Annotated in this window: 8 protein-coding genes; all 8 read right to left on the minus strand. The window is 72.9% G+C overall.

Going from position 1 to position 10159, the window contains the following annotated elements; translation table 11 throughout:
* Nucleotides 1-291: 291 nt before the first annotated feature.
* The 8 genes from ccsB to ACG83_RS41360 all read right to left on the minus strand — a co-directional run bounded on the left by ccsB (nt 292) and on the right by ACG83_RS41360 (nt 9659).
* Nucleotides 292-1467: a c-type cytochrome biogenesis protein CcsB gene (gene ccsB, locus ACG83_RS41325; protein WP_054571698.1), complete on the minus strand. Its 1176-nt coding sequence runs from the start codon at nt 1465-1467 to the stop codon at nt 292-294.
* The gene (locus tag ACG83_RS41330) at nt 1467-3668 is read right to left on the minus strand and encodes a cytochrome c biogenesis protein ResB (protein ID WP_235498532.1); all 2202 of its coding nucleotides are present in this window, start codon (nt 3666-3668) and stop codon (nt 1467-1469) included. The genes ccsB and ACG83_RS41330 overlap by 1 nt, the downstream gene beginning before the upstream one ends.
* Nucleotides 3669-3709: 41 nt before the next feature.
* Nucleotides 3710-4840 carry a cytochrome c biogenesis CcdA family protein gene (locus ACG83_RS41335; protein WP_054571700.1) on the minus strand — a complete coding sequence of 377 codons (1131 nt, stop codon included), beginning with the start codon at nt 4838-4840 and terminating at the stop codon, nt 3710-3712.
* A 7-nt stretch (nt 4841-4847) separates the two neighbouring features.
* On the minus strand, nt 4848-5408 hold the full coding sequence (locus tag ACG83_RS41340) for a TlpA disulfide reductase family protein (RefSeq protein WP_054571701.1): 561 nt from the start codon (nt 5406-5408) through the stop codon (nt 4848-4850).
* 294 nt (nt 5409-5702) lie between these two features.
* Nucleotides 5703-6725 (minus strand): hypothetical protein, encoded by a 1023-nt coding sequence (locus ACG83_RS41345; protein WP_054571702.1) that lies wholly within the window; start codon nt 6723-6725, stop codon nt 5703-5705.
* A gap of 33 nt (nt 6726-6758) precedes the next feature.
* A complete protein-coding gene (locus tag ACG83_RS41350) occupies nt 6759-7403 on the minus strand; it encodes a histidine phosphatase family protein (RefSeq protein ID WP_054571703.1) in 645 nt (214 codons plus the stop codon).
* Complete coding sequence (hemL, locus tag ACG83_RS41355) at nt 7400-8752, minus strand: glutamate-1-semialdehyde 2,1-aminomutase (RefSeq protein ID WP_054571704.1); 1353 nt, start codon at nt 8750-8752, stop codon at nt 7400-7402. Before hemL ends, ACG83_RS41350 begins: the two co-directional genes overlap by 4 nt.
* Nucleotides 8753-9434: 682 nt before the next feature.
* Nucleotides 9435-9659 carry a heavy-metal-associated domain-containing protein gene (locus ACG83_RS41360; protein ID WP_054571705.1) on the minus strand — a complete coding sequence of 75 codons (225 nt, stop codon included), beginning with the start codon at nt 9657-9659 and terminating at the stop codon, nt 9435-9437.
* Nucleotides 9660-10159 lie beyond the last annotated feature (500 nt).

The raw sequence follows: 10159 nt of genomic DNA on the forward strand, positions 1-10159 counted from the left end.
CTCCACCGCGCCACCGGCCCCCGCCCAGCCACCAGCTAAGCGGGGCCCGGCCTCGGCCGGCGGCAGGTCACCAGACCCGCACACCCAACGATCACCCGAATCCCCGCCACCAATTTGCTACAGGCTCTCCGACGACCAAAATCCTTCACTCTTGCGGACCGCCAGGCGAATCTGCGCCCCTTTTGTCGCTCTTGATGTGAATTGCTGGAGCTGCGCGATGGTGCGGGATCGCCGGTGGGCTCGGGAGCGGCGACAGCCCGTGGACGCAGCATGCAGCCCGAGGGTCTGGGGTCAGACGCCCGCGTAGGAGTGCAGGCCGTTGATGACCAGGTTGACCAGGTAGTAGTCGACGAACAGGGCGCTGAACGCCAGCAGCGAGACCGCCGCCGCCCGCCGCCCGCGCCACCCGGCTGTCGCCCGCGCGTGCAGGTAGGCCGCGTAGATGACCCAGGTGATGAAGGACCAGGTCTCCTTCGGGTCCCAGCCCCAGTAGCGCCCCCACGCCGCCTCCGCCCAGATGGCGCCGGCGATGATGGCGAACGTCCAGATCGGGAACGCGAAGGCGATGACCCGGTAGGTGATCGTGTCGAGCGTCGCCGAGGAGGGCAGCCGCATCACGATGCCACCACGGCTGCGCATCGCGCGCGACGTGTCGGCCCGACCGGAGGCGACCTCAGCCAGGCGAGTCTCCCAGCGATCCTTGAGCAGGAACAGCACCGTCGTCACGGCGGACAGCAGAAAGACACCGCTGGCGACGATCGCCCCGGCCACGTGGATCTTGAGCCAGTACGAGTTCAGCGCCGGGACGAGCGGGCCCGCGGCCACGTAGAGAACCGTCCCGGCGAAGCCCATCGAGAGCACGACCGGGACCATCACGAAGACCCCGAGCCACCGGACCGACTGGCGGGCCATCAGGACGAGGAACCCGGTCACCGTGATGAGGCAGATCATGGACGAGAACTCGTACATGTTGCCCCAGGGGACCCGGCTGGCCGCGATCGCCCGCGTGACCACCGAGCCCACGTGCGCCGCCCAGCCGACGATCGTCAGGACGACCGCGATCCGGCCGATCCACGTCGACAGCCTGGACGCGGCGGGGTCCTCGTCGGCCGCACCGCGACGCCGGGACAGGGAACCGCCGTCCGCCCCGTCGAGCGCGCCGCCCGCCTTCAGTCCGGGCCGGCCGTCGCCGGACGGACCGGGGGTCAGGACATCGCTGCCACCGCCGGTGGAGGCCGCACCGACCAGAACCGCCTGCTTCGTCACCGCGGACGTCGGGCCGCCGGCCTGCACCGATCCGGCGGCATCGGCCTTCCCGGCCGCCTCCTCGGTGGCGGGCCCGGCAGCCCGGCCCAGCCGGCTGAACGCGAACTCGGCGGCATAGCCGAGCATTCCGACTGCGTAGACGGCCATCGAGGTCCCGAACAGCACATCGGAAAGATTCGCCATGCCTTCGTTGACCGGCATCAAGGCTCCCGTTCGCTGGTGGTGCTGGTTGCCGCGTCTTCGCTGGTGGTGCTGGTCGCCGCGGCCGTCTCGGCCGCGCCGGTTCCGACAGCGTCGGTTCCGACAGCGCCGGATCCGCTCATGTCGGTTCCGGTCACGTCGGTTCCGGTCACGTCGGTGTCGCCCGGCACGGCAGCGGCCCCGGCGGCGTCATCCCGCGCGGTGCGGTCTTTCGCGGTGTGATCCTTCGCGGTCTCGTCCCGCGCGGTCTCGTCCCGCACGTGCTCGTCCGGCGCTGGCGCGTCCGGTGCGGATTCGTCCGGTGCGGATTCGTCCGGTGCGGTGTCGTCCCGGATCGCCTGGGCGACGGTGGTCAGCTCGGTGGCGAAGCCCTGGGCGTCCGAGCGGGACAGCCCGCCGATCTCCACGGTGCAGCCGCCGCCGGCCAGCGGCGTCGCCCGCACCCACACCCGTCGCCGCCGCACCCGCAGGCTCGCGATCAGGCCCGCGATGATCGCTATGGACGCTCCCAGCACCAGCCCTTTGTAGGGGTCGGACTTGGTCTGGAAGGTGGCGAACTCACGCACGCCGTCCACCTCGAGGGACAGCCCGCCCGGCAGGCCGGTCAGCGTCCGCTGCTTCGGGTTGTTCGGCGCGACGACCTGGGCGATCAGGTTCTCCCCTGCCGGCCCGGTCATCGTGAACTGGGTCATGTCCCGGGTGTCGACGGTGTAGACGTTCTGTGGGATGCCCTCGTTGAGGTGCAGGTTGCCGACGAATCCGGTGATGGTGAGGCCCGGAGCGGTGGCGGCCGGGTAGGTCGAGACGTAGCCGTGGCCCGGTTTGAGCACGGTCGTCGGGGTGAACACACCGCTGAACGCGAGCTGCTGCGGCTCCTTGAGCGCGCCGGTCGCGGGCAGCCCCGTGTCGGGGATCTTCACCGTGCAGGTCGAGGTGAACATGCCGTCCCGGGGGGTGCACGGCACGTACGACTCCCAGACGACCTCACCGGCCTTGTCCCGCAGGACGAAGTGCGGCGCGTACCCGTGGCCGACCAGATAGATCTTCGCGTTGCCGACCTTCAGCGGATGGTTGACCCGCACGGTCGCGGTCTTCGTCGGAGAGTCGAGGTCCTCCGCGTACGTGACGTCGGCCCTGAAGTCGGCCGGCTGGCCGTTGTCCTGGTACGTCGCCTCGAAGGTGTCGAGGGTCATCGAGAACGGCGGCAGATCCACCGGATCGACCAGCGCGCCGCCGCTGTAGGTGTCGTAGGCGATCAGCGTGTTGGCGAAACCGTTGCCGGTGATGACCAGGACGGAGCCCTGATAGCCGAACCAGGAGCCGAGCCCCACGCCGGCCAGCATCACGACCAGCGCGATGTGGAACACGAGGTTGCCGGTCTCGCGCAGGAAGCCCTTCTCCGCGGCCGCGGAGTGGTCGGGGCTCCCGTCGGGACGCCGGGCGTCAGCACCGGCGACCGCGACCCGGAAGCGGCGTTTGCGCAGCACACCGCGGGCACGCGCCACCGCCTCGGCGGCGTCGAGCGAACTCGTCCAGGAGCTGCCGCCGGGCAGCCGACCCGGGCGGGCCGGTGCCTTCGGTGGCGCGGTGAACAGCGCCCGGGCATGCCAGATCACCCGTGACCACAGGCAGCCGATCAGCGAGATGAACAGCAGCAGATAGACGGCGGAGAACCAGGGCGAGCCGAAGACCCCGAACGCGGAGACCCGCTCCAACCACGGAGCGATGGTGGGATGGTCGGCGATGTACTGCTCGACCTTCATCGGGTTGATGTTGCGCTGCGGGATGAGCGAGCCCGGCACCGCGAAGAACGCGAGCAGGAACAGCAACACCAGCGCCGTGCGCATGCTGGTGAGCTGGCGCCAGGAGCGCACGAGCAGCGCCACCGCGCCGGACCGGGTCCGCAGGCCCGTGGCGGCCCCGGCCCCGGCGGTGCCGCCACCCGCCGTGCCCACAGCCCAGGGGTTCCCGGCCGCCACGCCGCCAGCCGCCGGAGCGCCCGCGACCGAAGCGCCTGGCGGGGCCGTGCCGGGCGGCGCCCACGGACTGCCCGCCGGGTTGGATGCGTCCGGTGTTCCGGTGGGCGCGTCCAACCCAGCGGGCGGACTGTCCGCGCCGGGCGGCGGCGTGCTTCGCGGGTCCCTCGGGGCCGGCGGGTCGAAGGCCTCCGGTGCTTCCAGCACCGTCGGGTCGTCTGGCATCAGCCCGTCAACGTGTCCGGACGGGGCGGTGGGGCGTGCGGTCACAGCGGGGTCTCCGAGAATCCGGGCGCGTACGGACGCAGCTGGTCGACCAGGTCGGTCCAGGCTCCGCTGAGCTGAAGCGCTCCGACCGCGACCAGCAGGGCGCCGCCGGTCAGCGCGAGGAACCGGGCATGGCGCCGGACCACCAGCAGCGCCCCGGCGGCGCGGCGGAAGGCCAGTCCGACGACGAGAAACGGCAGGCCGAGGCCCAGGCAGTACATGGCGGAGAGGAAGGCCCCGCGCTCGGCGGTGGCGCTCGTCGCGGCCAGGCCGAGCACGGCGGTGAGCGTCGGGCCGATGCAGGGAGTCCAGCCGAGGCCGAACAGCACGCCGAGGGCGGGGGCACCGAGCAGCCCGGGTGAGGGCAGCCGATGGAAACGCCATTCGCGGTTGGCCCACGACATCCGCGAGAACACGCCGGCGAACCCGAGGCCCATCAGAATCGTCACCGCGCCGAGCACCTGGCTCAGCCCCACCTGATGGATCTTCAGCCACCGGCCGAGGCCGCCGAACGCGACTCCATAGGTCACGAACACGATGCTGAACCCGAGGACGAACAGCCCGGTCCCCGCCGTCACCCGGCCGGCATGGCGGATGTCTCCGAGCCAGCGCGACGACCAGGGTGGCCGCCGGGGCGACGCACCGTGGCCCGGCGCGGCGGGTACGCCGACCGCAGCCGCCGATGTTCCAGCCAGGACCGGCGTCTCGTTCGCGGGCCCACCGGCCACTGCCACCGCGGCCACCGCGGCCGGCCCGGCACCGGTCAGGACCGCCGGCTCGCCGGACCCGGCCGATCCGAGTGACGGGGCCGACCCGAGTGACGGGGCCGACCCGAGTGACGGAGCCGACCCGAGTGACGGAGCCGACCCGAGTGACGGAGCCGACCCGGCCGACGGGGCCGGTTCACTCGCCCCGGCCGGCCCCGGCCCGCCCGCCCCGGCTGTCTCCGCGACCTCGGCCCGCGCGGAGCGCCGCTCGAGGTCCTCGCCCGACAGCCCCGTGATGAAGGACAGGTAGCCGGGCACCAGGGGCAGGACGCAGGGTGACAGGAAGGACAATAGCCCGGCCGCGACGGCGACCGGTGCCGCGATCAGCAGCGGTCCGTCCGAGACGACGTCCACGACACCCATCGGGAGGTCAGGCCTCCGTCCGGAGCTGGGTGAGGATCTTGGTGAGGTCCTCGGGCACGACACCGCCGGTGAAACGCGCGGCGATGCGGCCCTCGGCGTCGAGGACGATGGTCGACGGCAGCCCGATGGAGATCGGCCACCCCGCGGCAAGTGTGCCGAGGCGGTCGATGACGCTGGGGTAGGTGACCTTGAAGTCGCGGACGAAGGCTCTGGCGCTGGCCGGCTCCTCCTTCTCGTCCACCCCCACGAAGGCGACATCGGGATTGTCGGCTGCCAGCGTCACCAGGTGCGGGGTCTCGGCCCGGCACGGCGCGCACCAGGAGGCCCAGAAGTTCAGCACGACGGGTTTGCCGCGCAGGGACGCGAGGTCGAGCTGGTCGCCGTCGAGCGTCTCACCGGCCAGCTTCGGCGCGGCCCGTCGCTGCTCCGGGGCCACGAAGTCCTGCCCGGGGGCCTGTTGGACGAATCCGTAGCCCCCACCGCCGGTGGCGTCCACGCTGCTCGCGTCGGTGGAGCAGGCCGCGAGCCCGCCGCCGGCGAGCAGCACGGCGGCGACGGCACCAGCCACCGTGGCGCGTGCCCGTCTTGTGTCCCGCACCCAGCCGAGGATGAGCCCGCTCCCTTCAACCCGCCGGAGTTCTACGACCAACTGTAGAACTACGTCTCCCAGAGTAGGTGCCCCGGCGGCCGCATGGGCCGGGGCTTCGCCGTCCGAACCGGGGCCGTCCGTCCCGGGACCTTCGTCGCTCCCCGCCGCCGGACCGGCACCGGGGCCGCCGCGACGCGGCCGTGGGGGCGGCTTTGCCCGCTGGGGCGTGGGGCTTTGCCCGCCGGGCCGGCGCGATCTGAGGTCAGGCTGGGGTCAGGCGGGTGTCACCGGCGCGTGGTCGATGACGAACGAGGCTGTGACATCCATCCCGGTACGTCCGGGTGACAGCGCGGTGGCGAGCCGGCGCCGGAGCTCGGCCGCGTCGGTGTGATGGCCGCTGGGGCCCATCAGGGCCAGCTCGACCAGTTCGTCCGCCGCCAGGTGGAGGGTGAAGGTCAGCGTCTCGGACGTCGGCTGGGCGAAGTGGCCGGCCAGCTCCGCCGCCAGGCGGTCCCGCTTGCCCGGGTGGATGCCGACCAGCCCGAGCGCGTCACGCAGCTCCACCAGGTGATCGTCGCCAGGGGTCACCAGGAGCAGTACGCCGCCGGGCCGCAGCAGCCGGCGCATCTGGGGCAGATTGCGCGGCGCGAACACGTCGAGCAGGACGTCGACGGAGGCGTCGGGCAGCGGCCAGCGGTCCGCGACGTCGAACGCGACCGCGCCGATGCGCGGATGGGCCCGGGCCGCCCGGCGCAGCGCGAACTTCGACACGTCCGCGGCGAGGCCGAGACGGTCAGGACAGTCGTCCACGATCGCCGCGAGGTGGTGCGCCGTCCCCGCGCCGATCTCAAGGGCCAGCTCGGGGCCGGCCGCCGCCCCCGCCGCGAGCCCGGCGGGGCGGGCGGGGCTCGCGCCGGGGGGCTTCCGGGCGAGCTGGGTGAGCCGGGAGGTGAGGGGTGCGAAGTGGCCACGGCCCAGGAAGTCCGCCCGGGCCCGGACCATCTCCGCGGTGTCCCCGACTACCCGCCTGGCCCGGCCGGTCCGCAGGTTCAGGTAGCCGGAACGCTCGACGTCGAAGGAGTGGCCTTCGGCGCAACGGAGCGCTCCAGGCGCCCCGGACCCGCCCGATGAGGGCGGGCCCGGCACCCCAGCCGGGCCCTGTGCTCCTGCCGGGCCCTGTGCTCCTGCCGGGCCCGGGGCGCCCGCCGGGCCGTCGGCCCCCGCCGGGCCGGGAGCGCCGGCGAACGGGCTCGCGCAGACCGGGCACCGCAGGCACCACAACGCTGGGTGGATCATCGCTGGGTGGATCACCGCCGAGGCGAACCGGCGTCAGGCGCCGACGGAGCCGGCCGCGTTGCCGGTGGGCCCGTTGGGCTCGGCGTAGTCCACCCGGACGAGCTGATCGCCCCGGTAGACCGCGGAGGTGACACTCGCCAGGGCGCACTGCCGCCGGTCCGGGCGATGCCACAGGTGCTGGCCTTCCAGCGCGCGCCGGGCGGTCCACACCGGCAGCTGGTGGCTGACCAGGACCACGTGCCGCCCCGGGAAGGCGTCCCGCCACTCGGCGACACTGGCCAGCATCCGCTGCGCGATCTCGGTGTACGGCTCACCCCAGGACGGCTTCAGCGGGTTGCGCAGCAGCTTCCACATCCGGGGGTAGCGCAGGACGGCGGGCCCGGCCTCGAACGACCGGCCCTCGAACGCGTTGCGGCTCTCGATCAGCCGCGGGTCGATCTGGAGCTCCACTCCGTGGGCTTCCGCGATCGGCGTGGCGGTCTGCCGGGCCCGCTCCAGCGGGCTCGCGACCACCACCGCGACGTCCTGCGCGGCGAGGTGCTCGGCGGTGACCTTGGCCTGCCGCTCACCGGTCTCGGAGAGCCGGTAGCCGGGCAGCCGGCCGTAGAGCACCTTCTCGGGGTTGAATACCTCCCCGTGCCGGACGAGATGGACCGTGGTGAGCTGTGGGCCGCTCACGCGGCACCGCCACCGGCCGGCTCCGAGCCGACGGCGACCGCCGCGGCGGCCCGCGCGGCCGCCGGGGCCGCGGACGCTATCCGTTCGACCGCCTCGTCGTCGTGGGCCGCCGAGAGGAACCACGCCTCGAACGCCGACGGCGGCAGGTAGATGCCCTCGTCCAGCATGGTGTGGAAGAACGCCGCGTAGCGCTCGCTCGCCTGCTCCTTCGCCCCCGCGTAGTCCACCACCGCGGCCGCCTCGGTGAAGAACACGCTGAACAGGGATCCGGCGCTGTTGACCAGGTGCGGCACGCCCTGCTCGGTGAGGGCGGTGGAGACGATGCCGGCCACGTCGGCGGCCCGCGCGTCGACGGTCGCGTAGACCTCGTCGGTGCAGGCGCGCAGGGTGGCCAGCCCGGCGGCCACCGCCAGCGGGTTCCCGGAGAGGGTGCCCGCCTGGTAGACGGGCCCGGCGGGGGCGAGCCGCGCCATCACGTCGGCCCGGCCGCCGAACGCCGCGGCGGGCAGGCCACCGCCCATCACCTTGCCGAAGGTGAACAGGTCAGGCTCCCAGCCCTGCTGGGCACCTTCCAGCCCCCACCAGCCGTCCCGGGAGAGCCGGAAGCCCGTCATGACCTCGTCGAACACCAGCAGGGCGCCGTACTCGTCGCACAGGCGCCGCAGGCCGGCGTTGAAGCCGGGCAGCGGCGGGACGACGCCCATGTTCGCGGCGACGGCCTCGGTGATCACTGCCGCGATGCTGTCGCCGCGCTCGGCGAACGTCGCCTTGACCAGTTCGAGATCGTTGTACGGCAGGACGATGGTGTCGGCGGTGGAGGCCCCGGTGACGCCCGGGGTGTCGGGCAGGCCGAGGGTCGCGACACCGGAGCCCGCGGCGGCGAGCAGCGCGTCGACGTGGCCGTGATAGCAGCCCGCGAACTTGACGACCGTGGAGCGGCCGGTGAACCCCCTGGCCAGCCGGATCGCGCTCATCGTCGCCTCGGTGCCCGAGTTGACCAGGCGCACCTGCTCCACGGGCCGGATCCGCTCGACGATGAGCTCGGCGAGCTCCACCTCGCCCGGGGTCGGGGTGCCGAAGCTGGTCCCCCGGGCCGCGGCCGTGGTGATCGCCTCGACGACCTCCGGATGGGCGTGGCCGAGGATCATCGGCCCCCAGGAACAGACCAGGTCGATGTAGGACCGGCCGTCGGCGTCGACGAGCCGGGGCCCGTCGCCGCCGACCATGAAGCGGGGAGTGCCGCCGACAGCGCGGAACGCGCGTACCGGGGAGTTCACTCCACCGGGGACAACCCGCTGGGCGCGCTCGAACAGATCCTCGGACGCCGGTGCGGCAGATGGAACCACCATGCTCCGATCCTCGCAGGTCTCGCCGGCCGGCACGCGTCCGGCGCGGCTACCCGAATCCGGGACGACCGGCCGCACCCGCCGGGTGGCTGGCCTGCCACCGAAAGCGGATGCGGTCACACCAGCCCGGCTACCGGCGACGGCAGCGGAAGTCACGGCAGGTGGCTGTGACAGGTGGCAGGAAGCAGGTGGCCGTGACAGGGCTACCCGCTCGAAGGCCGCCGGCGGACGGGGGTCTGCCCCGGCCGCCCACCGGCGGCGGCTCATGACGGCCAAAGGCGCATCCGCGCTCCACGCCGCACGCTCCGAGGGAGCCGCGCGGATGACGCCGCGTGGGTTCCGCGGCAGGCAACCCTGGTCCGGTAGCGACCAGGAGCCTTGCCCGGCCGCTGGGTCGATGATATTCCGCCGCGCCGAACCCGGCTGAACGACGACGCCGCTTCCCCGCCAGGCGAATGCGCTGGCAGAGCCCGACCGCGGCCGACGATACGGCCCGCCGGAGGGTGATCGACAGGCATGGCTGTCCTAAGCGGCCTTCCTCACAGGAGCCACCCTGTAGGAGCTTCTGCCTTCAGGGCGGCGGGTTTCGTGGGCCGCCCCGGTCACGGAACCGTGCCGGAGCCGCGCCCGTACCTCGTGCCGCGCCCGCGCCGCGCCGTGCCCGCGCCGCAGTCCGGCCGCGGTGTCAGACGCGCCCGGCGAGGGTGTACCCGGCCTCCGTGACCGCGGCGCCGACCGCGGCGTCGTCGAGCTCGCCGGTGCTGGTCACGCTCACCCGGCCGCTGGCGACCTCGATGTCGACCGAGCTCACGGCCGGCAGCTGGGAGATCTCCTCGCTGACGGCCGCAGCGCAGTGACCGCAGGTCATCCCGGTGACGTTGTAGGTGGTCACGATGCTGGTGACGGACATGGCGACGCCTCCCGATGATGTACTCGCGTGCCCCGGCGACATGCGCACGGAGCCGGGTTTCCGACCGTCAGAACCCTACGCCCATACCCTCCCCCCGTAGGGTTCCGACCGGGGGTCAGCCAGGACACACGGCACGTCGGCGCCCTCTGGTGGTACGCCTCGGCCCCCTTTCGCTTCCGCCGCTGCTACCCCGAGCAGAAGCAGGAACTGGCCGCGGCGGAGCCCGTCACGGATCGGTGGCCGATCAGGATCGCCAGCTGGCGGGAGGGGAAGTTCGCACTCCACGAACGCGGCCGGGCCTTCGAGAGCCCGCCGGCCCGCGAACCCGGTAGCCCGGTTTGGCAAGTCGCAAGAAACAAGGATTTTGGTCGTGCCGGAGCCTGTCGCAAATTGAGGTGTCACTACCCGGGTGATCATGTTTTGTCCGGGATGATCGGGTTTATGGCGCGTGGGTACCGGCCGGTCCGGCGGGATCAGTTGTTCCTGCTCCCGCCGGACAT

It is taken from the genome of Frankia sp. R43 (assembly GCF_001306465.1).
Taxonomy (GTDB): domain Bacteria; phylum Actinomycetota; class Actinomycetes; order Frankiales; family Frankiaceae; genus Parafrankia; species Parafrankia irregularis.